Origin of the sequence: Vibrio sp. Vb1755, assembly GCF_033338635.1 — a bacterium.
Lineage (GTDB): Bacteria > Pseudomonadota > Gammaproteobacteria > Enterobacterales > Vibrionaceae > Vibrio > Vibrio alginolyticus.
In genome coordinates this window covers 48,109-69,932 of record NZ_JAWOTA010000020.1, presented here as the reverse complement: position 1 = coordinate 69,932, position 21,824 = coordinate 48,109, and the positions used below count along the sequence as shown (strand labels likewise).

18 protein-coding genes are annotated in these 21,824 nt (G+C 44.7%); 11 read left to right on the top strand and 7 right to left on the bottom strand.

The features are described from left to right. Positions 1–80: 80 nt before the first annotated feature. Together R7E00_RS16680 and R7E00_RS16675 are read right to left on the bottom strand one after the other, a co-directional pair. Complete coding sequence (locus tag R7E00_RS16680; RefSeq protein WP_005378476.1) at positions 81–1,241, bottom strand: DUF1887 family protein; 1,161 nt, start codon at positions 1,239–1,241, stop codon at positions 81–83. A gap of 163 nt (positions 1,242–1,404) precedes the next feature. Continuing rightward, positions 1,405–3,396 carry a methyl-accepting chemotaxis protein gene (locus tag R7E00_RS16675; protein WP_017820009.1) on the bottom strand — a complete coding sequence of 664 codons (1,992 nt, stop codon included), beginning with the start codon at positions 3,394–3,396 and terminating at the stop codon, positions 1,405–1,407. 268 nt (positions 3,397–3,664) lie between these two features. Here R7E00_RS16675 and hinT point away from each other — a divergent pair, with 268 nt between their 5' ends. From hinT to R7E00_RS16640, 7 genes are all read left to right on the top strand, one after another. Further along, the gene (gene hinT, locus R7E00_RS16670) at positions 3,665–4,015 is read left to right on the top strand and encodes a purine nucleoside phosphoramidase (protein WP_005378473.1); all 351 of its coding nucleotides are present in this window, start codon (positions 3,665–3,667) and stop codon (positions 4,013–4,015) included. Between the two features lie 69 nt (positions 4,016–4,084). Then, a complete protein-coding gene (locus R7E00_RS16665; RefSeq protein WP_025766940.1) occupies positions 4,085–5,482 on the top strand; it encodes a COG3014 family protein in 1,398 nt (465 codons plus the stop codon). Further along, positions 5,482–5,874, top strand: a complete 393-nt coding sequence (locus tag R7E00_RS16660) for a YcfL family protein (protein ID WP_005378469.1) — start codon at positions 5,482–5,484, stop codon at positions 5,872–5,874. The genes R7E00_RS16665 and R7E00_RS16660 overlap by 1 nt, the downstream gene beginning before the upstream one ends. A 66-nt stretch (positions 5,875–5,940) precedes the next feature. Further along, the gene (gene lpoB, locus R7E00_RS16655; RefSeq protein WP_005378467.1) at positions 5,941–6,531 is read left to right on the top strand and encodes a penicillin-binding protein activator LpoB; all 591 of its coding nucleotides are present in this window, start codon (positions 5,941–5,943) and stop codon (positions 6,529–6,531) included. A 24-nt stretch (positions 6,532–6,555) separates the two neighbouring features. Beyond that, complete coding sequence (thiK, locus tag R7E00_RS16650; protein WP_017820011.1) at positions 6,556–7,437, top strand: thiamine kinase; 882 nt, start codon at positions 6,556–6,558, stop codon at positions 7,435–7,437. Positions 7,438–7,512: 75 nt separating this feature from the next. After that, positions 7,513–8,055 carry an alpha/beta hydrolase YcfP gene (gene ycfP, locus R7E00_RS16645; RefSeq protein WP_005378464.1) on the top strand — a complete coding sequence of 181 codons (543 nt, stop codon included), beginning with the start codon at positions 7,513–7,515 and terminating at the stop codon, positions 8,053–8,055. Positions 8,056–8,588: 533 nt separating this feature from the next. Beyond that, positions 8,589–9,878 (top strand): NAD(P)/FAD-dependent oxidoreductase, encoded by a 1,290-nt coding sequence (locus R7E00_RS16640; RefSeq protein WP_005378463.1) that lies wholly within the window; start codon positions 8,589–8,591, stop codon positions 9,876–9,878. Between the two features lie 76 nt (positions 9,879–9,954). Here the strand turns inward: R7E00_RS16640 and R7E00_RS16635 are convergent, their stop codons facing one another. The 4 genes from R7E00_RS16635 to R7E00_RS16620 form a co-directional block, all read right to left on the bottom strand. Beyond that, the gene (locus R7E00_RS16635) at positions 9,955–10,503 is read right to left on the bottom strand and encodes a GNAT family N-acetyltransferase (RefSeq protein ID WP_025766936.1); all 549 of its coding nucleotides are present in this window, start codon (positions 10,501–10,503) and stop codon (positions 9,955–9,957) included. A gap of 160 nt (positions 10,504–10,663) precedes the next feature. Beyond that, positions 10,664–11,431 (bottom strand): peptidoglycan binding protein CsiV, encoded by a 768-nt coding sequence (locus R7E00_RS16630; protein ID WP_021707672.1) that lies wholly within the window; start codon positions 11,429–11,431, stop codon positions 10,664–10,666. A gap of 7 nt (positions 11,432–11,438) precedes the next feature. Then, the gene (gene mfd, locus R7E00_RS16625; protein ID WP_033905041.1) at positions 11,439–14,900 is read right to left on the bottom strand and encodes a transcription-repair coupling factor; all 3,462 of its coding nucleotides are present in this window, start codon (positions 14,898–14,900) and stop codon (positions 11,439–11,441) included. 5 nt (positions 14,901–14,905) lie between these two features. Further along, entirely contained in the window at positions 14,906–15,475 is a 570-nt protein-coding gene (locus R7E00_RS16620) for a hypothetical protein (RefSeq protein ID WP_017634743.1), read from the bottom strand. A gap of 249 nt (positions 15,476–15,724) precedes the next feature. On the opposite strand from R7E00_RS16620, the gene lolC reads away from it, so the two are divergent. The 3 genes from lolC to lolE are packed head-to-tail and all read left to right on the top strand — an operon-like array spanning position 15,725 to position 18,880. After that, positions 15,725–16,933 carry a lipoprotein-releasing ABC transporter permease subunit LolC gene (gene lolC / locus R7E00_RS16615; protein WP_031778997.1) on the top strand — a complete coding sequence of 403 codons (1,209 nt, stop codon included), beginning with the start codon at positions 15,725–15,727 and terminating at the stop codon, positions 16,931–16,933. Then, entirely contained in the window at positions 16,926–17,633 is a 708-nt protein-coding gene (lolD, locus tag R7E00_RS16610) for a lipoprotein-releasing ABC transporter ATP-binding protein LolD (protein ID WP_262606135.1), read from the top strand. Before lolC ends, lolD begins: the two co-directional genes overlap by 8 nt. A gap of 2 nt (positions 17,634–17,635) precedes the next feature. Next, positions 17,636–18,880 carry a lipoprotein-releasing ABC transporter permease subunit LolE gene (lolE, locus tag R7E00_RS16605; RefSeq protein WP_213886258.1) on the top strand — a complete coding sequence of 415 codons (1,245 nt, stop codon included), beginning with the start codon at positions 17,636–17,638 and terminating at the stop codon, positions 18,878–18,880. Between the two features lie 150 nt (positions 18,881–19,030). Here lolE and R7E00_RS16600 read toward each other — a convergent pair whose 3' ends face one another. Next, complete coding sequence (locus tag R7E00_RS16600) at positions 19,031–19,540, bottom strand: DUF2062 domain-containing protein (protein ID WP_005387834.1); 510 nt, start codon at positions 19,538–19,540, stop codon at positions 19,031–19,033. Positions 19,541–19,548: 8 nt separating this feature from the next. Here R7E00_RS16600 and R7E00_RS16595 point away from each other — a divergent pair, with 8 nt between their 5' ends. Then, on the top strand, positions 19,549–21,804 hold the full coding sequence (locus R7E00_RS16595; RefSeq protein ID WP_225466332.1) for a DNA internalization-related competence protein ComEC/Rec2: 2,256 nt from the start codon (positions 19,549–19,551) through the stop codon (positions 21,802–21,804). The last annotated feature ends 20 nt before the right edge of the window (positions 21,805–21,824 follow it).

Genomic DNA, 21,824 nt, shown 5'->3' with positions numbered 1-21,824 from the left:
TACAGCTAAAATTTAGGTATAAAAAAAGCAGCATTAATGCTGCTTTTTATCGTTGTGAATTTTAGCTTTTCTTAATGGCACTATATCTCGTCTGAACCGCCCGCGTCTTTAAACCAAGCAGTTAAGTGCGTTCTTAAATCTTTAAGCTCATCAGGGCCAATCAGGGCTAGCCCTAAGTCTTCAGCACGAGTAATGTCATTGTGACGAAGAGGACGGAAGCTCACCAACATTGCGCGCGCTTGTAAGCCACCTAATAGATCGCGAAGCGATTCTAACTTATATAAAGTATCGTCGCCGTCATCTCTCATGCCTTTGGTTTTGCACTCGATGATGTGCAACTTGTTGTTTACAACTGTTGCGACATCTAACTCATTGCGTACTTCACTTTCACCAAGTTTGCGATAAACCTGAACATTTAACGATCGATCTTGGATCGTCGGCATGGTGTCTTGGATTTGCTTCACGGTGCTGTGAACCAAAGTTTCTAACCACTCACCGTTTGAAAAGCGTCGAGCATCTTCATCTGCAAACGTTAAAACGCCATTCTCATAGGTGGCGATTTCTGCTTCTACTAAATCTGAAAGCAACATGTTGAGCTCACGGTAGCCCTGCTGTTTTTCGGAGAGCTCGACATCAAGCTTTTGTTCTTTGCGGCATGTGGTTGCAAGGTAGTTAAGTGTTGCTAGACCTGGCCCAAGCTCAAGCGCATTTGAGGCCCATCGTTCACCAAGTTCATACAATTTTTTATCAAGAAGAGGTGGTAAATCAACGTGGTGAAACTCGCCGCGTGCACCAAAGATAGTGAGGTAATCTGCAATCGTAATGTGATCTTCGACTTGGGTATCTTCTTTGCCATCAGGGTATAACCAACAAAGCTTATCGCTACTAGGCTCAACCACAAAAATTGGCCAGCGATAGGTACGGAAAACTTCGTACACCGACAACAAGCGATGACGAAGACCACAGCTCGCGTTCAATTTTACATCTTCGCCGCGTTCATGGAGATCTTTTGCCAGTTTTTGAATTGCTTGTTTGATCAGAGATGTATTAACAGCGGATGGAATTTCAAAAAATTCAGAAGTAATTTCTCGTTGATCTAAAACGGCACTCAGTCGGTCAAATATATCTAACTGGCTCTTGTCTCCGATGAAGACGATATGTGTGCTTAGCGTACGATTATCTAATAGAGGAGTGACCAATCTCACTGGGTCTTGGTCGATAATACCAACATGAACAGCCATAGATTTTCCTTTTTATGAGGCCGCTCGAAAAGAGTTGTGCAAGGGGATGAGCTGGCCTTATTAATCATATGTAGACATGGCCGACAAAAAACAAGGGCGACTTAACAAAAAGTCGCCCTTATACAGTTGATTGCACTAATTAATGCTCTTAATTATAAAGTATTTATAACTTAAAGCGGTGGACCAATTCATTTTGCTGATGAGCCAAGTGGGTCAGTGATTCACTGGTTTGTGCGATACTCGACATGGCTTGGAAACTTTCATCGGCGATGCTGTTAATATCTTCAATGCTGCGAGCAATGTCTGTTGATGTTTCACTTTGCTCTGCTGCTGCTTGTGAAATGTGCGTACTCATTTGGCTGATCTCAATGATTAGCGCCTGGATCTCTTCCATTGAGCTGTTCGCTTTTGACGCTTGCTCAACCGACATCTCCATATCGCTCATACAGCTTTGTATGACTTGGTTTGCCGATTGTGAGCTGGATTGCAGATTACTGATCATAGATTCAATTTCAGTGGTTGATTGAGTCGTTCTTGATGCGAGTACTCGTACTTCATCTGCCACTACCGCGAAGCCGCGACCTTGTTCACCAGCGCGAGCCGCTTCAATTGCCGCGTTCAATGCCAGTAGGTTGGTTTGCTCCGCAATGTTGCGGATCACATCAAGGATAGATCCAATTTGACCACTCATCTTTTGTAGCTCAGAAACTGCGGAGACCGATTCGTTCAAACGTGTTTCTAGTTGATTAATGGTTGAGATGTTACTGCTCATAACATTTCTGCCTTCTTCAGAGGCAGATTCGACGCGTTGCACCATTTCTAGCGAGCCTTGCGCACTTTGCGCGACTTCCTGCACTGAATGAGACATTTCTGTCATCGCGGTAGCGACGTTTGCCGTTTGTTCGCGTTGAGAGCTCAATTTAATTTGTGCTTGCGAAGAGGTGCGTTCGTTGGCTGTCGCGGTTGACGATAGGTTTTCTGACGCTTCGTTGAGTTTCACCAAGATCTCGTGAAGGTTGTCGGCGAGTGAGTTAATGTGTCCACTCACACGGCTGAATTCGTTGTTATAGCGAATATCGATACGCTGTGTCATATCACCTTCAGTCAGGCCTTCTAACACTTTTAGAATACGAGTCAACGGTTCGCGAACGCTTTGTGCGATGTGGTAGCCAATCGCTGTCGCGAGTAAAACGACAATAACGCCAATGATGATGGCTTTCGTTACACCCGCCGAATATATGTCACCTGCATCTGCCAATGATTCATTGAGCTTATCTGTTGCGGTTGTCGTGAATTGCTCAAGAATCGCCATGGTTGAATCCACTTTATTTGCTAGGTTGGCGATATTGTTATACAAAGCGGCGCGAGCATTGAGGTAATTATTATGTTGGTCTAACACACCGCCACGCATACCAACGTCGCGAGTAAATTGCTCTACAGATTCGCCAAATGCTTTTTCTAGCTCAGGAAGTTGAGTCACCAACCCGCGGAATGCGTAATTCAAGTGCGTTACTGCTTTGCGGTTTTTAGCTACGGCTTGCGTAACAAACTCAGGGTTGGAACTGGCGAGGGCATCAGAGGTAATTACTTCGGCATCTTTTAACTTGATAAAGTAGCTCTTTGCCATGACTTTGACAGAAATGCTGGTTTGATCTGCCACATATTCTTTAAGACCAACCGACAGTTCGGTATTCAGTTTTTGGAAGCGGCGTGAGGATTTTTGCACTTCTTCTTGAGCCGCGAACATTGCTTCGTAGTTGTCCATGGCCTCTAGAGCTTCTGTAAAATAGCTCTGCTCTAACGTTTTTAACTGTGAAAACGGTTCGGCAAGAGAAGGGTAGATTTGGCTTGCGGTTTTCAGTTGAGCCAATGTGGATTCGAAGCGCTGTTGAGATCTAGCAAATTCCTGACGCATTTCATCCATGCGTTGTTTATTCTCTGTCGTCAGGAAGTCTTTAAATGATTTGTCGGCAGAAAGCAGCTCAACACTGGTTTGATTAGATAACGATACCAACGGTAGGGATGATTTAGAAACCGTGCTAAATTTTCCGTGAATATCACTCATTCCTCCCATCATAATGGCAATTGTGACGGCAAATAGGATGATGATCAGTGCAAAGCCGGCATACATCCTTTTAATAACTGAACCTCGCATAAGTGAGCTTCCTCTCCCAAAAATAGACAAGCTACCCAAGTATTTTTGAATTTACTTGGGTATAAAAATAATAATTGTCTTAAAAAGTAACAAAATTCATTGGATTGTATTCAGTTTGTGACGCGCATTTTATGACGCACACGACAAAAAAAGCCTCGTTAATTAGCATTTGATTAATAATGTTAAGTGAACACTGTTTTTATTGAGCTCCGCTTTTGGTTGGCGCATACTAATTGGGGTCTAATTACGTTTATAAAATGGAGTCCTCATGGCGGAAGAAACGATCTTTAGTAAAATTATTCGCAAGGAAATCCCTGCCGATATCCTTTATCAAGATGATTTGGTGACTGCGTTTCGCGACATTAACCCTCGCACACCAAGCCATATTCTCATTATTCCGAATAAACTGATCCCAACAACGAATGATGTAGAAGCTGAAGATGAAGCAATGATGGGGCGTTTGTTCACTGTTGCTAGAAAGTTAGCGAAAGAAGAAGGTATTGCTGAAGACGGCTATCGCCTAATCGTTAATTGTAATCCACATGGTGGCCAAGAGGTTTACCATATTCACATGCACCTACTAGGCGGCCGCCCTCTAGGTCCAATGGTATTGAGCTAAGCTTTTAAAAGTGGGTGGCGATTCACCCACTTCTTTTTCCTGTCGAATGACACATTTGTGGAGATAAATGTGAAACTAGGTGTAAAGCTGTTAGGGCTGATGAGCTGGGCTTTAATGGCCTCTGGCTGCGCGAATTTATCTGCGGGCAATCTGTTTAGCCATTACAGCAACCAGAATCAAGAAGTTTATCAAGCCGTTGTTGCAGGGGAATATGCCAAAGCAAAACAACTTCAATCAAGTGAAGTGGGTGGCGAGATACTTGGCAATTTTGAAAAAGGTCGTATCTCTTTTCTTGCTGAAGATTACCCAACAAGTTTAAATGCGCTAGAAAGCAGCGATCGTGCTGTACGTGTTCAACAAGATCGTGCGACGATATCTGTGTCAGACACGGCAACGAGCGTCGGCTCTCTCGCAGTGAACGACAATCTCCAAGACTATCATCCCGCCGATTACGAACTTGGCTTTTTGCACCTGTATCTAGGACTAAATTACTTACAGAAAAACGATTTAGAAGGGGCACTAGTTGAAGTGCGTCGAGCTAATCAAGTTCAGGAAGCAGCAAGAAAGGCGCGTGAAAAAGAGCTAAAAGCAGCAGAGAAAGACCTTAACAAGCAAGGCATGTCTGCCAATTTAGGCAGTGTGTTAGCGAACTACCCTGATGCTGGTAAAAAACTAAGCGCGGTACAAAATGGTTATCTGTTCTATCTTTCTGGCTTGTTATATGAAGCGTCGCGAGACTTAAACAGTGCTTATGTTGATTACCGACGAGCACTCGCTGTAATGCCAGACAACAAGCAAGTTGTGGAAAGCACCTTATACGCTGCTAAGAAGCTGGGCATGCGTGAAGACTTGCGCATGCTAGAGAAGCGGTATGGCAAAGCACCTTCTGGATTAACTCAGTCACAAGGGCGAGTCATCGTTATTGATGAGCAGGGTGTTGTTGAGGCGATGAAAGGGTGGCGTATTGATTTACCGATTTACGACAGTCGCGATAATGGCGCGATTTATTCGTTGGCGCTTCCTTATTATCAGAACCGAGGTGCTCAACGTTTTAGCGATGTTGTTTTAAATGGTCAGGTATTGCCTTCCAGTACGCTGACTGATGTTAATGCGATGGCGCAAAACGATCTTAATGAACGTCTTACTACAATAGTGATCCGTCAAGCTCTTCGTGTTTGGGCAAAAGATCGAATCCGAAAAGAGGCGGCGAAAAAAGGCGATGATGTGGGCAACATACTTTTCAATGTATGGAACACATTGACCGAACAGCCAGATACAAGAAGTTGGCAAACATTGCCAGCGCAAGTGAAAACGGCTTCAAAAATCGTGAAACCGGGAACACAAAGTTTAAACTTGGGTGATCAAACCTATCAGTTTGAAGTGCCTGCACAGCAGACTACATTGGTATGGGTATCTCGTCAGGGAGCACACTCAACCGTGTGGCATAAACAGCTAGGGAGACTGTAATGAAAGCATGGCTTGTTTGTTTAGCAATGGCTATTGGTTTAGTTGGATGCGCCGAAAACACGGCTGGTATTCGAATTGATGGCCAAACGCAAAAAGTATTTTTTAATGATAACGTTTTAGGTAGTCGCTTATTAGTTGACAACATCACCACCACTTACGTTGATGATCGCCCACGAGGAGTCGTGCAGCTGAGTAGCAATTACAAAGGTGATCAGCACATTCTTTACCGATTTTATTGGTATGACAACAATGGTTTAGAAGTGAATACCAAACCTGGTCCGTGGCGAAAAATGATTGTGCGAGGATTTGAGCAAGTCACGTTATCTGAAGTTACTGTGAATCCAAATGGCACAAAATTCCGTGTGCAAATTAGAGAAGCACAAGACGATTAATCTTAACGGCTCTGCCGAAGCTGCCGCGCTAACGATGCGCTGGTATTGAAAAACTAAGGAACTCTCATGAAAAAAAGTATTATTGCTCTTTTAGGTCTTGCCGTCATTTTAGGTGGCTGTTCTAACAAAGTCTCTTACGGCGATGCGCAAGCAACAGAAACCACGACTATCGATTTTGGCTCAACAGATTTACAAAAAATCGCGGCTGAAATGGTGGATAGCATGATGATGTCGGGCTCTGTAGCAGCAATTACTCGTGACCAACGTCCTATCGTTTTTGTTGAGCGAATTAAGAACAAAACCAGTGAACATATTGACACTGAATCCATTACTGACACGATCTCTACTAAGATGTTGAACTCAGGTAAGTTCCGCTTTGTTGATATGGATCGTGTTGAGTCTGTGCGTGAACAACTTAACTTCCAAAACACGGATGAGCTTGTTAACCAAAGCACAGCGATCCAATTTGGTAAAATGGTTGGTGCTCAATACATGCTTTACGGCAACCTATCTAGCATTGTGAAAAATGCAGGTAGCGATAAAGATGTATACTACAAGATGACCATGCGCTTAATGGACCTAGAAACAGGTTTGATTGAGTGGGCGGATGAAACTGAAATTCGTAAAGCGCAATCTAAGAGCCTATTCGGTCTTTAATCGAACAGGGTGGAGAAGTCATCAATGGCATGGTTTTCTTGGCAACAAGCAAAACAGTTAGATCCGAGTCTTAACGCTCTCGATGGCTTCTTTACGGAGCCTCCGGTAAAAGTACAAACTGTTACCGGGGGGCTAACCAACCGCTGTTGGCGGTTGGAATCTTCTCAAGGCCTTGCATACATCTGGCGACCGACCAGTCATGTCTGCAAGGCTTTTTCAATTTCTCGTCACAGTGAATATCAAGTGCTGAATGCAGTCTCTTCATTGGAAATTGGCCCCAAGCCAGTTTTTATTCATGAGCAAGGGTTGCTGGTGGAATGGATAGAAGGAGAGGCTCTGACGGAGTCAGGCTTAGCACTAAGCGATTTATTATCCATTGCGGCGAAGATTCATCAATATCCGATAAGCGCAATTCCTTTGGTTCCATTTTCATATATTTCTCGCATCGATCATTATTGGCTTGAGCTTGATGGTCAGTATGTGGGTACGGAGTTTGATGCTTTGTACATGAAGTGGCGCACGGAACCGAACGTTGAACCTGTTCCACTTGCCCTATGTCACTTCGATCTGGGGTGTTATAACCTAGTGCGAGGAGAGAATGGGGTGAAAGTCATTGATTGGGAGTATGCCGGGATTGCTGACCCTAGGCTTGATTTGACCTTAACTATTCAGGTCGCGAATTCGCCTGTGGAAGAAGCGGTAAAGCAGTATTGCCAAATTCGAGGTATCGAAGATGTGTCTCTTTGGCTGAGAGGTGTACATGCTTGGCAACCAAGAACCTTGGTGATGGCGATGCTCTGGTATCTACTTGCCTATAAATTGTGGGGAAATGAACAATACTTAAACAGTGCGTATGAGTTGAAAGGCTCATTGTGTATGGAAGATCACTGTTTTGAGAACTCGTGATATTTTCCCCTTTAACAGTAAGGAAATAGTGGTAGTTTTAATAAAAGTACCAGATACACACAGGGAGAGGTACAGATGATTATTTACTTACACGGCTTTGACAGCACAAGCCCGGGTAACCACGAAAAAGTTCTTCAACTGCAATTTATCGACGACGACGTTCGTTTTATCAATTACAGCACCCTTCACCCAAAGCACGACATGCAACACTTGTTAAAAGAAGTGTCTAAAGTTATCGATCAATCTGATGACCCAAACCCGTTAATCTGTGGGGTAGGTTTAGGTGGTTACTGGTCTGAGCGAATTGGTTTTCTATGCGGTATCAAGCAAGTGATGTTCAACCCGAACTTGCACCCAGAAAAAACGATGGCTGGTCGAATCGATCGCCCAGAAGAGTATGAAGATATCGCAACAAAATGTGTTGATCAGTTCCGAGCGAAAAATCAAGCGCACTGCTTAGTGATTCTCTCTAAAGATGATGAAGTGCATGACAATTCGAAAACGGCAGCTGAGTTAGAAAAACACTATCAAATCATTTGGGATGAAACTCAGTCTCATAAGTTCAAAAAAATCTCTCATCATTTACAAGCGATAAAGGCATTTAAAAATACTTACTAATGTTGAGTGTAGACAGTAAAGCGGCGTTTTTATCGGCTGCTTTGCTGCGATTCCTTCTCTTGAGTATGCCGAGCCACTGTCTCTTTGAAAGGCACATTTTCTTGGTTTAACGCTTTGAATATTGTGTTCTCCTTACCGTTTTCTTACTTCGCTCCTATGTAGCACGAACACCTTGTTGTAGAGTAGTCGAAAAGTAGTCAATCCGTACTCGTTACACGGATTTTGGTTGCCTTCAAAGTTGGTCTCTATATAATGAACCGGACTAAAATAATTTGATAAATATCAAAAAAAATTGAGAGCGAGTAATAAACTTGCCCAAAAAATTCTGGCGTCGTATGCGTACCAGATAAACATGCCAAACCCTGACAAGTCATTGATAGATAAAGAATCAAGGTGAGTGGCAGTTTTTTAATCCAAGTAATTGAGACACCTCTAAGAACCAAGAATTCATCGGTTGGATGGATGCCACAAATGTTTGTGAGTCATGCATCGAGCTGAACCCCATATATTCATTTTTGTAGAGGAAAATCATTGTGACACGCATTATCGTTGTAGGCGGCGGTGCAGGTGGTCTTGAGTTGGCAACTAAGCTTGGTCGAACTCTAGGTCGCAAAAACCGTGCGCAAATTACGCTAGTCGATCGAAAAGCGAGCCACTTGTGGAAGCCATTATTGCATGAGGTTGCTACAGGTTCTTTGGACGAAGGAGTAGATGCACTGAGCTATCGAGCTCATGCAAAAAACCACAGCTTCGACTTCCAAATGGGGAGTCTTCAAGACATCGACCGTGAACGTAAAGTGATCATCTTAAGTGAGCTTAAAGACGAACACGGTGAACTTCTTATGCCAAGCCGTGAGCTAGAATACGACATTCTAGTGATGGCAATTGGCTCGACATCAAACGACTTCAACACGCCTGGCGTTCGTGAAAACTGTATTTTCCTAGACAGCCCTGAGCAAGCACACCGTTTCCGTACAGAAATGAACAACGAGTTCCTAAAGCTGCACGCGAAAAACGGTAACGGTACGGTCGATATTGCGATTGTTGGTGCTGGTGCAACTGGCGTTGAACTATCAGCTGAGTTACATAATGCTGTTAAAGAGCTGCGCACTTATGGCTTCGGTGATCTTGATTCTAGCAAGTTGAACGTCAATCTGATTGAAGCAGGTGAGCGTATTTTACCAGCGTTACCTCCACGTATTTCTTCTGCTGCTCATCAAGAGTTGGTGAAGTTGGGCGTAAACGTGCGCACCGCCACTATGGTGACTAAAGCTGAAAAAGATGGCCTTACTACAAAAGATGGTGAGAAGATCCCAGCTCAAATCATGGTTTGGGCTGCGGGTATCAAAGCTCCAGACTTTATTAAAGATATCGCTGGCTTAGAAACGAACCGTATCAATCAGCTTGTAGTGAAAAACACACTACAGACAACACGAGATGATGACATCTTTGTTATTGGTGACTTAGCACAATGCACCCAGTCTGACGGTTCGTTCGTGCCGCCACGCGCTCAAGCTGCACACCAAATGGCAAGCCAGGCATTTAGTAACATCGTCGCGAAGATCAACGGGCGCGAGTTGAAAGACTATGTATATAAAGATCACGGTTCATTAGTGTCTCTAAGTCGCTTCTCAACCGTTGGTAGTCTGATGGGGAACCTAACTAAAGGGTCGATGATGGTAGAAGGCCGTATTGCTCGTGTCGTTTACATCTCATTGTATCGCATGCACCTAATGGCATTGCACGGTGTATTCAAAACCGGTCTGATGATGCTCGTCGGCCGCATTAATCGCGTGCTGCGTCCAAACCTTAAGCTGCACTAAGGTTTTAAATCCACTCTGTGTGGATGTGTTGTATCTTAAAAAATGCAGAAGCCACCGCAAGTCGGTGGCTTTTTGTTTATGTTAGATCTGTCGGTAAAAGTGAGTACACAACGCCATCTTTAGGCTTACCGTGAAAAATAAACCGGTTTCTGGCGATGGCTTCTTTTTGTGCACCGACGGACTCAATTAAGGCTTGGCTAGCTTCGTTGTCGGGGTCACAAACAATCTCTAGTCGAGTTAAACTTAGCTTTGCGAAGCAGAATTCTGCTAAGGCTTTAACGGCTTCTTGGGCATAGCCTTGCCGTTGATAGCGGTCGGCAACCCAGTAACCAATACTCGCCATATTAAACGTATGATATAACTCATTAACCGCTGCCATTCCAACCAAAGTGTTACTTTGCCGCTCATAGATACCGAAACCAAAAGCCTCAGTTTTGACCCAGTTAAGACGGGTTGCCAACAGAAAGTCCTGCGCGGTTTTCAATGTGACGTTTTTATCACACCAGTCAAGCCATTGGTGCAGCGAAGGGGATTCTGCAAGTAATCGTTGTAGTGAATGTGCTTCTTCAGCAGGGATGAGCTTGAGCGCTAAGCGGGGCGCAATGATTTCAAAGTCTGGACTCATGAACTAATACGACTTCCATGTTGAGTGTAAGTAAATTGAAAGCTGTCTATTTATACTTGAACGCAGCTATTTTCCTTGCTCTGCGTTGGTTAGGAATAACTGAGGTATAGCAGATAAAAACAAAGCGCAGCTTTGCTGCGCTTTGTCGAACCGCTCGTGCTTATCGAACCCGACGAACTTGAATGATCATACCCATCAACGGGTTATCTAGGTAATGAGTCTCGCTGCTACGCATACGACGTTTTTGATCCATTCGATAACTCTTCAGGAATTTCTCTTCGGTTACTGTCGGCGATATTTCTGCCAAGTTACCGACTTGGACGTTACCATCTACTTCACCTAAGTCATCCGCCAATTGCTCAGTTGAGGTTGGTTCAAAACGCACCTCTCTAACACTTGGTTCGCGCAGATCTAGTGTTGTTTCGGCGAAGAGGTAATGCTGTACGTATATTTGGAATCGACCATCTAGTTCATATAAAGGACCATTGACCGTCTCTTCACTGTAACCGTCGCTGGAAAATGTTTGATTGCCATTGATTGGGCGGCCATCTGCTTGATAAGAATCAGAGAAATCTCGCCCGCCAACGATGCGGAAAATTGGGGCGCTAGATTTACCTCGGTCACCTTGACGCCAGGCTACGTGTTTAAGCACTTTAAAGCCGGCATGATTATTTAGTGCCGCTTCTTGCGCGTTGAGACGGAAAGAAGAACTTGGCAAAAGTGTCACGCCTTTAGAGCGGCGGTAGGATTCACTCTCTAGGCTACCGACATTTTCCATATCGATTTTTGGCAGTTGATTCGGCCAAGATTCTGTTGTGCTTTCAGCGTCGACTGCTCGCTTGAAAATGATCACTTCAATATCAAATTGGCGCTGTGCCCAAGAGGGCATTGAGACACATAGAAGCAATAACGGGATCAGTATTCTCATTCGACTATTAGCTCGTTGGTAATAAATTCTGTTTAAAATCATTCAGTAAGTCTTGAACAAACTGAATGCGTTTACGTCGGTCCACCAATGGTACGCTAAACTTGAACTTAGTTGGACCTTCCATTGCAAATTTTTGCGGCTGTGATTGCAGCAGTTTAACTAAATACGCTGGATTTATGTCAGCATCAGGGTAAAACTCGATAAATCCACCTTTATCATGGGCTTCTATCTTTTTCGCTTTTAAACTACCAGCCGAAATTTTCAATTCTGAGACGGCAAGTAAGTTCTTTGTTGCGTCTGGAAGCAGACCAAAGCGATCAATCAGTTCCACTTTTAGCTCTGATAGTTCATCACTGCTTGTGACACTCGCAATGCGTTTGTACATCGACAGTCGTGTGTTTACATCCGGAATGTAATCATCTGGTAAGAGCGCTGGGATTCGCATTTCCACTTCAGTTTGCTCACGAAGCAGCTCATCCAAAGATGGCTCCTTGCCTTCTTTTAATGCTTGCACTGCTTGTTCCAGCATTTCCATATAAAGTGTAAAACCAACGGATTGAATTTGCCCACTTTGCTCATCACCAAGCAGCTCACCAGCACCACGGATTTCTAAATCGTGGGTTGCTAACGTAAAGCCAGCACCTAAGTCTTCCAGTGAAGCAATCGCATCAAGACGCTTGATGGCATCTTTGGTCATGGCTTTTGGATGTGGCGTTAATAAGTAAGCATAGGCCTGATGGTGCGAACGTCCAACACGGCCACGCAATTGATGCAACTGCGCCAAGCCAAGATTGTCCGCACGATCCATGATTATGGTATTCGCCGTTGGTACGTCGATACCGGTTTCGATGATGGTTGTACACACCAACACATTAAAGCGCTGATGGTAGAAGTCATTCATGATTCGCTCAAGTTCGCGCTCGCGCATTTGACCATGAGCCACGGTAATGCGTGCCTCTGGGATGAGTTTCTGTAAGTCTTCTGCCGTTTTTTCAATGGTTTCAACCTGATTGTGCAGGAAGTAAACCTGACCACCACGCATAATTTCACGCAGTACCGCTTCACGGACCACTGGCTCTTCTTTTTGTCGAACAAAGGTTTTAATGGCTAAACGGCGTGCAGGAGGTGTCGCGATGATCGACAGGTCTCGCATGCCACTCATTGCCATATTCAGTGTGCGTGGAATTGGTGTTGCGGTGAGGGTAAGAATGTCCACATCCGCACGCATTGCTTTGACTTTTTCTTTTTGACGAACCCCAAAGCGGTGTTCCTCATCAACGATCAACAAACCTAAATCTTTGAATTTAATGTCGCTCGAAAGCAGCTTATGCGTACCAACGACAATATCGACTTTACCATCGGCAACGTCTTGCAGAATGACTTTTTGTTCTTTGGCAGATTTAAAACGAGACAGTACTTCAACTCGGATTGGTAAGTTGGCAAAACGGTCACGGAAGTTTTCGAAATGCTGCTGAGCAAGCAAGGTTGTTGGTACGAGTACGGCGACCTGTTTACTGTTATCCGTTGCGACAAATGCTGCGCGCATAGCGACTTCCGTTTTACCAAAGCCCACGTCACCACACACTAAGCGATCCATCGCTTTTGCCTGGCACATGTCTGACAAGACGGCATTGATGGCCATCGCTTGGTCATCTGTTTCTTCAAACGGGAATGTTGCTTTAAATGTTGCGTATTGCCCACGATCTAGCTCAAATTTGAAGCCAGGTTTTAATTCTCGTTTAGCATACACATCCAGCAATTCTGCCGCGACATCACGCACTTTTTCTGCCGCTTTACGACGTGCTTTTGCCCACGCTTCACCACCTAATTTATGCAGTGGCGCACTCTCTTCAGCGCCGCCAGAATAACGGCTGATAAGATTCAGTGATGAAACTGGCACGTAGAGCTTGGCATCGTTTTGATACTCAAGAGTGACGTATTCCGTTTTCATACCACCGGCTTCAAGTGTTTGTAAACCGATGTAGCGGCCAATACCGTGATCAATATGAACCACAGGTTGACCGGGTTTTAGTTCCGCAAGATGGCGAATAACGGTGTCACTGTTGACAGCTTTTTTATCTTTGCGGCGTCGCTGGATAACACGGTCACCGAGTAGATCACTTTCGCAGATCAGAGCGAAGTTCAGCTCTTCGTGAATGAAACCATGCTCTGCTGCGCCTAAGATCAAGCTGAATCGATCACCCGAGTCTAGAGCTTGGTAAAGTGAGCCATGTACGACTGGCCGAACTTTGATGCCTTGCAACAGCTCCGTTAGTGCTTCACGACGACCTTCTGACTCTACCGAGAAAACGATTTTTCCGCTGAATTGCTCACTAAACTGACGAAGGCGCGAGAGCGGCTCTTTATTTTGTTGCTGAACGCCAAGCTCGGCTAACGATTGTACGGGTAGGTTTTGACGACCGGCACGCTTAACCACTTTATCTAGGCTCAATTGAGCGATAGGGAGCTGTTTTAGTTGACTGAAAAGTTCGTCTTTTTTCAACCAAAGCTGTTCAGGAGTCAAAAGAGGACGCAACGGATCAACTTTTTTCTGGTCGTATCGATATTCGACATCGGTTAAGAAAGTATCGACCGCAGATTCGATATCACCATATGTGATGACTTGAGAGTCTTCTGGCAAATATTCAAATAAAGTCTCGGTATGGTCAAAAAACAGCGGCTGCCAATACTCAATACCAGCGGGCCACGTGCCTTTGGTCACTTGCATGTAGATTGATTCAGGCTCGCGGCGTGCGTCGAACTGGGTGCGCCAACGTGTACGGAAATCTTCAATCGCTTCTTTAGTGGTTGGGAACTCATGTGCAGGCAGCAATTGGATTTGCTGAATATCGTCGATAGAGCGTTGGTTCTCTGGATCAAACGTGCGAATGGTATCTATTTCATCATCAAAGAAGTCGATGCGGTACGGGTCATTGCTGCCCATAGGAAAGAGATCCAGAATAGACCCACGACTTGCATATTCACCTGGTCCAAATACTTGATCTACATGGCGGTAGCCAGAATTTTCAAGTTGTACACGTAACTTCTCTAGCGAGAGCCGATCACCAGTTTTCACCATTAAAGTGTGTTGCAACAGAAAATCACGTGGCGATTGGCGTTGCAATACTGTACTGACCGGGACGATGGTTATGCCATCACGTTGACTTGGCAGTTGGTATAGGCGTGCGATACGTTCAGAGATGATTTCTTGATGCGGAGAAAAGTTATCGTAAGGCAGCGTTTCCCAGTCGGGGAACAGGCTTACCGTTTGGTCGGTGAATTGCTCAATCTCTGCCTGAAGCTTTAAAGCGATTTGCGGGTCAGGCACAACGAGTAGCGAGTGACTCGAATGCTGCTTGGCTAGCTCTGCAATGGCTAGAGGTAGAGCTGCGCCCGGCAAATTACCTAGCTGTTTTTTGTCGCCACGCTCTGAAGGGTTGGTGACGGAAAGAATCGTTGCTTTTGTCATAGGAATTATTTTTTATCTCGCTCCATCGAGCGCTGACGTAAAAGTTTTTGTTGTTGATACAGTGCCGCCTTTATCAGTAAATCTTGATCAGATTCTCGGAGCATCTTGTATCTAAGCGTGATAATGAAATCTTGCTCTGAAGCATCACATTCTTCTACTTGAGCGTAACAGTAAATCGCCGCAGCAGGGTGATCGAGGAACAGTTTAACACGAACGAGTTGTTGAGTAGTTAACGCTGTATCTGAGCGGAAACTGAGTTGACTAGCACCAAACTGCGTCGTTTGATATCGAATGGAGGCGTCATCTTGTTGTGAAAGCATAAAGCTCAACAAGAGGTTAAGTTTCGCGTTTTGCGTATCAAGCAAGTTGATCACATGCTTTAACTCTTTGTTTTTCAGCTCTAGACGCGCGTTGTCTGCCAACATATCTAAGTGACTAAATTCACTGGCGACAATAAATGGTGCTGGAATTTCGGAGGCAAATGTTTCTTCATCTGGCAAAGCAAAGTCCGCACTCAACGTTTCGACGTTGATGGTGAGGTTATGATGGACGGTAAAGTATTCTTGCTCTGTCATATAGTCGATCCTTTTGCCAGTGAGCGCTCCCTGTTCACTCAACAAACAAAGAGAAATAGGGCACTGATTATCGCTAACTGAATGAAGTTATCAAGTTTAGCTGATTTGTCCTTGAACTTTTTGCCCTAAATACAGACTTATTGCATGTCGTTGACAAATTTAGCGATTCTCTTGTCTTCTTAATGAGAAGAGTAAGGTAAGATAATCCGCTAAAGCTTTATATCAAAACAACCAGTTGGTTTGTCTTATATGTATCATCCTATCTCATTGTTTATTGGCTTAAGGTATCTTCGGGGACGCTCTGGAGATAGGTTCAGCCGATTTGTTTCTTATATGTCGACGGCGGGTATTACGATCGGTGTAATGGCGTTGGTGACGGTTCTTTCTGTGATGAACGGGTTTGAATCGCAGTTAAAAGAACGCATTTTAGGTGTGCTACCTCATGCCGTTGTTTCGCAACACGATGGAAAAACGCCTATGACCGAGTCTGCTCCTCCATTTGTTCAAGCGATGTCGAGTGAATCCCAGCCGGAGCCTATCGTTAGAGGAGAGGCTGTTATTCAGAGTTCTGCACAGCTGACGGCTGGTTACCTCATCGGTATTGAACCTAAGAAAGGCGATCCGATTAGCAACCATTTGATTGCCGGACGATTATCGTCACTTCAAGCAGGTGACTACAATGTATTTTTGGGTCACAGTTTGGCACGTTCACTAAAGGTCTCAATCGGGGATAAAGTACGCTTGATGGTGACCAACGCGACGCAGTTTACCCCACTTGGTCGTATTCCTAGCCAGCGAAACTTCACTGTCTCAGGCATTTTCAATACGGGATCGGACGTTGATGGTCAATTAATGATTGTGAACATGACGGATGCATCTAAGCTGATGCGTTTCCCTAAAGACACGGTTTCTGGTTGGCGTGTCTTTTTCTCTGACCCATTTATGGTGACGGATTTTGCTGACCAACCCATGCCTGATGGATGGGAATGGAGTGATTGGCGCGAACAGCGTGGTGAGCTTTTCCAAGCGGTGAAAATGGAAAAGAACATGATGGGACTTATGCTAGGTCTAATTGTGGGTGTCGCTGCATTCAATATTATCTCCGCTTTAATCATGGTGGTAATGGAGAAGCAATCAGAAGTCGCAATATTGAAAACTCAAGGCATGACTCAATCTCAAGTGATGACCATTTTCATGGTGCAAGGTGCAAGCAGTGGTGTAATTGGCGCGATTGTTGGTGGCGCTGCGGGCGTGATCTTGTCACTTAATCTAAATGCGATTCTTGAATCTGCTGGTGTGGCGCTATTCAGCTTTGGTGGTCATCTACCCATCTTGATTGATTCACTGCAAATTCTTTTAGTGGTGGTATTGGCGATTGCTCTTAGCCTTGCTGCTACGCTTTATCCTTCTTATCGAGCATCTTCTGTTAAACCTGCTGAGGCACTTCGCTATGAATAAGCTATTAGAATGTCGTGATATTCGTAAAGTCTACCGAGAGGGTTCGTTAGATACGGAAGTGTTGAAAGGCGTAAGTTTCGATATCGACAAAGGGGAGTTGGTTTCTATTGTTGGCTCTTCTGGTTCGGGAAAAAGTACCTTATTGCATATTTTAGGTGCGTTAGATGACGCAACTCATGGTGAAGTTGATTTTCTAGGGCAAAACCTATCAGCTTTGAGCTCGAACAAACAGGCGGCATTACGCAACAAGCACCTTGGTTTTGTATACCAGTTTCATCACTTGTTGGCTGACTTTACTGCGCTTGAAAATGTGGCGATGCCACTGATGATTGGCGGTGCTAAAGTAGCGGATGCAAAACAGGCGGCTAAAGCGCTGTTAGATAAAGTTGGTTTGAGTCATCGGATACAACATAGACCCTCCGAGTTATCGGGCGGTGAGCGTCAGCGTGTTGCGATTGCGCGTGCATTGGTGAATAAACCTGATCTGGTCTTGGCTGATGAACCTACGGGGAACTTAGATCACAATACGGCACTGTCTATCTATGATTTGATGCGCGAGCTCAATAAAGAGTCAAACATTGCATTTTTGGTTGTCACGCATGACAAAGAGCTGGCAGCAAAAATGGATCGTCAAATGCACATGCAAGATGGTTTGCTCGTAGATCGTCTTGTGACTGATACAGCATCTGCGGAGGGCTAGTTTTGTTTACCTCTTTAGCTTTGATGATTGGTGGTCGCTTCAGTCGAGCGAAAAAGCGCAACAAGATGGTGTCTTTTATATCGCTTTCTTCGACTATTGGTATTGCGGTTGGCGTTGCCGTGATTATTATCGGTTTGTCTGCAATGAATGGCTTTGAGCGCGAGCTGCAGTCGCGTGTGTTGTCTGTGATTCCACACGGCGAGTTAGAAGGTGTTAATGGACCACTTCATAACTACACCAAAACGATGAATCAAGCTCTAAAACATGAACATGTTGTTGCGGCAGCACCGTACGTTCGTTTTACGGGTTTGGCAGAAAAAGGCAGTAAGCTAAAAGCGATAGAAGTTCGTGGCGTAGAGCCTACTTTCGAGCAAGCGGTGTCGAGCTTATCGAATTTTATTGACCAAGAAGCTTGGCAAAACTTTTATGCCGGTCAGCAGCAAGTGATCTTAGGCCGAGGTGTAGCAAACGAGCTAAATGTCGCCGTGGGGGATTACGTTACGTTGATGATTCCGCAAGCAGGCGGCGCAAATAAAGTGCAGGCTCCTAAGCGTGTGCGCGTGAAGGTGTCAGGATTCTTAACGTTGAATGGCCAAATCGACCACTCTCTAGCGTTAGTACCATTAGCGGATGCTCAGCAATACGCGAGATTAGGGGAAGGGGTCACTGGCATTTCACTAAAAACGGACGATGTTCTCAATGCACCTACGATCGTTCGCGAGGTTGGTAGCATGGTTGATGTTTATGTGTATTTGAAAAGCTGGCAGCAAAAGTTTGGTTTTTTGTATCGCGATATTCAGCTCGTGCGCACCATTATGTACTTGGTGATGGTACTGGTGATTGGCGTGGCATGTTTTAATATTGTGTCTACGTTGATGATGGCAGTGAAAGACCGAGCGGCGGAAATCGCAATTTTGCGAACAATGGGAGCAAAAGATAGCCTAATCAAACGGATCTTTGTTTGGCAAGGTGTATTCTCTGGTGTATTTGGCAGTCTCGTCGGCAGTGTTATCGGTGTCTTAGTGGCGTTAAACCTGACTCCGTTAATTAAAGGGTTAGAGAGCTTAATTGGTCATCAGTTTTTATCGGGCGATATTTACTTCGTCGACTTCTTACCATCACAACTACACTGGCCAGATGTGGCATTGGTGTCAGTGACGGCGATAGTGCTTAGTTTACTTGCGACGTGGTATCCTGCTTCTCGTGCCGCAAGGTTGAATCCGGCGGCTGTACTGAGTTCTAAATAGCTGATTGTTTTACAATATGCGAAAAACAAAAAAAGGACCGAATTCGGTCCTTTTTTGTATTTATCCGACTTGAGTAACATCGCGTTTCATTCTAACTGTTAGATGCCCCTCAACTGATAGCTCAAATGCTGATTTTTACGCAGTAAGGTCTTATCTTATTTTGCGTTTTTGCCAGCTCCGTACCACTGAGTAGCGCCAAAGCCCTCGAATTCCGAAGTAGCCAATAATCGCGGATACAACCCCACAAATTGCGCAGCCCAATAGAAATGGAGGTCCAATGGTGCTCATTTGCTGCATGATGAATTCCCACGATAGTTCAAAGTGAAAAGGTTGCGGGGGAAGACGCATCACTAGAGCACCTAGCTTGTACGCAAAGTAAAATAGCACAGGCATAGTGATAGGGTTGCTGATCCATACTAAAGCGACGGAGAGGGGCAGATTGACACCCAACATAATGGCCAAGCCAGCGGCCATGATCATTTGGCTCGGCAGCGGAACAAAAGCCATAAATAACCCGACAGCAAAAGCCCCTGATGCCGAGCGGCGGTTTAAGCACCACAAGTTCGGGTTGTACAACACATTGCCGAAGACCTTCAATGCTTTTTGGCGTTTGATCAATTCATGATCTGGCATGAAGCGTTTTATCAGCTTTCTAGGCATAGGACAGCATGACTCTCTCAGAAAAAAGTTGGACCTTGGCGTTATTTGTAGCGAGCGTAATCTCGTCGGCTTGGTGGCCGACAATACCAGATTGGCGTTGGTTGCTGCTGGGAATAATAACCACTGGCTCAATAATCAAATTACGTCGTGGCTTAATTAGCATAGGCGCAATTGCGGGCTTTATGGTTGTCATCGTCCACGGCAATGTATTGGAGTCTCAGAGACAAGCCCTTTTTCAAGCAGGGGAGAATATTACCATAATTGGTAAAGTTGACAGCCCTTTTACGCAAATAAGTCACGGTTATGAAGGTATTGTCGCTATAGAAGCGGTAAATTCTCAAACTCTGTTACCTTTTCTTAAACCTAAAATCCGTCTTATTACGCCTTTTCCACTCGATGTTAACAGTGAGTTTACGACATCCATCTCGTTAAAGCCGATTACAGGTCTACGCAACGAAGCTGGCTTTGATGCTGAAAAGCACGCGATGGGTAAAAATACTATCGCCCGAGCGGTTGTTAACAAAGACGCTAAGTGGATTGTTCGTTCTAATGTATCTCTGCGTCAATCCATTATTGCCGATGTCGCTGATGATGTGTCTTCCCTTCATCATTTCTCGTTAATAAGTGCGTTAGTTTTTGCTGACCGTTCTTGGTTGTCTAAGGAAGATTGGCAAGCGCTCAGGGACAGTGGTTTACTGCATTTGGTCTCCATTTCTGGTTTACATATTGGTATGGCGTTTACTTTTGGGCTAGTCGTGGGCGGTACCGTTCGTTATCTATTACCCCAATACCAGTTGTTACCTAGCTTATATGGGCTGATCTTCGCTGTTGCCTACGCTTGGTTAGCGGATTTCTCTCTGCCTACTACGCGAGCAGTGTCGGTATGCGTTGTTTACGTTCTCCTGAAGTATACTCTAGTGCACTGGACTTCTTGGCGAGTTCTTTTGCTTGCAGTATCTCTACAACTGCTTGTCCAACCTTTTGCATCCTACAGTATGAGCTTTTGGTTATCATACCTCTCCGCTTGTGCGGTATTGTTCGCAATTAATTTGATTCGACATCAAAGGGGAGGTTGGAAAGCGCGATTAAAAGCGTTATTGCTTACTCAATTGATGTTGAGCGCTTTAATCGTACCTGTTAGTGGCCATTTCTTCTCCGGTTTTAGTTTGTCCTCAATAGCCTACAACTTGGTATTTATTCCTTGGTTCGGATTTATCGTTGTACCTTTGATGTTTCTAGCCCTGTTCTCATCTTTGTTTCTTGAAATGATAGCGAAGCCTCTGTGGCATTTGGTGGACTGGTCATTACAGCCATTGAGCACGTCAATACAGTACGCAATAGGTTCTTGGCAACCTATTAGCATGGAAATGACAATGCTGGTTATGGCGATAGTGGTTTGCTTAATATTTCAACGGTTCATGTCTCAGTACGCGTGGTATTTGTTACTCGGCATCGTTATTAGTATCAAGCTTGCATCGGAGTATGAACCGCATTGGCGTATCGATGTATTAGATGTAGGTCATGGCCTTGCAGTGGTTGTAGAAAAAGACGACAAGGTGTTGCTGTATGACACTGGTAAAGCATGGCAAAGCGGCAGTATCGCAGAGCAGGTCGTCACTCCGGTTTTGCATCAACGAGGTTATGAAAGCATAGATACACTGATTCTAAGCCATTCCGATAATGATCACGCAGGCGGCCGCTTTTTCATTGAAGATGCCTTTTCTCCACAGCGTAAACTTAGTAGTCAATTCTTTATCGGATATGAGCCTTGCACTAGAGGCGACCAATGGAAATGGCAAGGATTAAAGATGGAAGTACTCTGGCCTCCTGCACTTGTTCAACGTGCGTATAATCCGCACTCCTGTGTATTACGACTTACTGACCCTATTTCTAACTTTAGTATGCTTTTTACTGGTGATATTGAGGCCATTAGCGAGTGGATTTTGCTTAGAGAACCCGGAAAGTTACAAAGTGATGTGATGCTAGTCCCTCACCACGGGAGTAAAAGTTCATCGAATCCTCGATTTATTGAGGCGGTGAGCCCGAGTGTGGCGGTTGCTTCTTTAGCAAAAAACAATCGATGGGGAATGCCAGCGGAAAATGTCGTTGCTTCATACCGAAAACTTGGCATTACTTGGCTTGATACTGGTGAGGGTGGTCAGGTAAGCTTCTTTATTCACCGTGATAATTGGCGCTCAGAAACCAAACGTAGCGATACATTTGAGCCTTGGTATAGGCAGATGCTGCGTAAGGGAGTAGAATGAGAGTCTTAATGTAAGAAAAT

Bases quoted from the DNA above. Each gene is read 5' to 3' on its own strand.
- hinT (WP_005378473.1), top strand. From the start codon at position 3,665: ATGGCGGAAGAAACGATCTTTAGTAAAATTATTCGCAAGGAAATCCCT.
- R7E00_RS16630 (WP_021707672.1), bottom strand. From the start codon at position 11,431: ATGAGAATACTGATCCCGTTATTGCTTCTATGTGTCTCAATGCCCTCT.
- R7E00_RS16595 (WP_225466332.1), top strand. From the start codon at position 19,549: ATGACTCTCTCAGAAAAAAGTTGGACCTTGGCGTTATTTGTAGCGAGC.
- mfd (WP_033905041.1), bottom strand. From the start codon at position 14,900: ATGACAAAAGCAACGATTCTTTCCGTCACCAACCCTTCAGAGCGTGGC.
- ycfP (WP_005378464.1), top strand. From the start codon at position 7,513: ATGATTATTTACTTACACGGCTTTGACAGCACAAGCCCGGGTAACCAC.
- R7E00_RS16600 (WP_005387834.1), bottom strand. From the start codon at position 19,540: ATGCCTAGAAAGCTGATAAAACGCTTCATGCCAGATCATGAATTGATC.
- R7E00_RS16660 (WP_005378469.1), top strand. From the start codon at position 5,482: ATGAAAGCATGGCTTGTTTGTTTAGCAATGGCTATTGGTTTAGTTGGA.
- thiK (WP_017820011.1), top strand. From the start codon at position 6,556: ATGGCATGGTTTTCTTGGCAACAAGCAAAACAGTTAGATCCGAGTCTT.
- lolD (WP_262606135.1), top strand. From the start codon at position 16,926: ATGAATAAGCTATTAGAATGTCGTGATATTCGTAAAGTCTACCGAGAG.
- lpoB (WP_005378467.1), top strand. From the start codon at position 5,941: ATGAAAAAAAGTATTATTGCTCTTTTAGGTCTTGCCGTCATTTTAGGT.
- lolC (WP_031778997.1), top strand. From the start codon at position 15,725: ATGTATCATCCTATCTCATTGTTTATTGGCTTAAGGTATCTTCGGGGA.
- R7E00_RS16675 (WP_017820009.1), bottom strand. From the start codon at position 3,396: ATGCGAGGTTCAGTTATTAAAAGGATGTATGCCGGCTTTGCACTGATC.
- R7E00_RS16680 (WP_005378476.1), bottom strand. From the start codon at position 1,241: ATGGCTGTTCATGTTGGTATTATCGACCAAGACCCAGTGAGATTGGTC.
- R7E00_RS16635 (WP_025766936.1), bottom strand. From the start codon at position 10,503: ATGAGTCCAGACTTTGAAATCATTGCGCCCCGCTTAGCGCTCAAGCTC.
- R7E00_RS16620 (WP_017634743.1), bottom strand. From the start codon at position 15,475: ATGACAGAGCAAGAATACTTTACCGTCCATCATAACCTCACCATCAAC.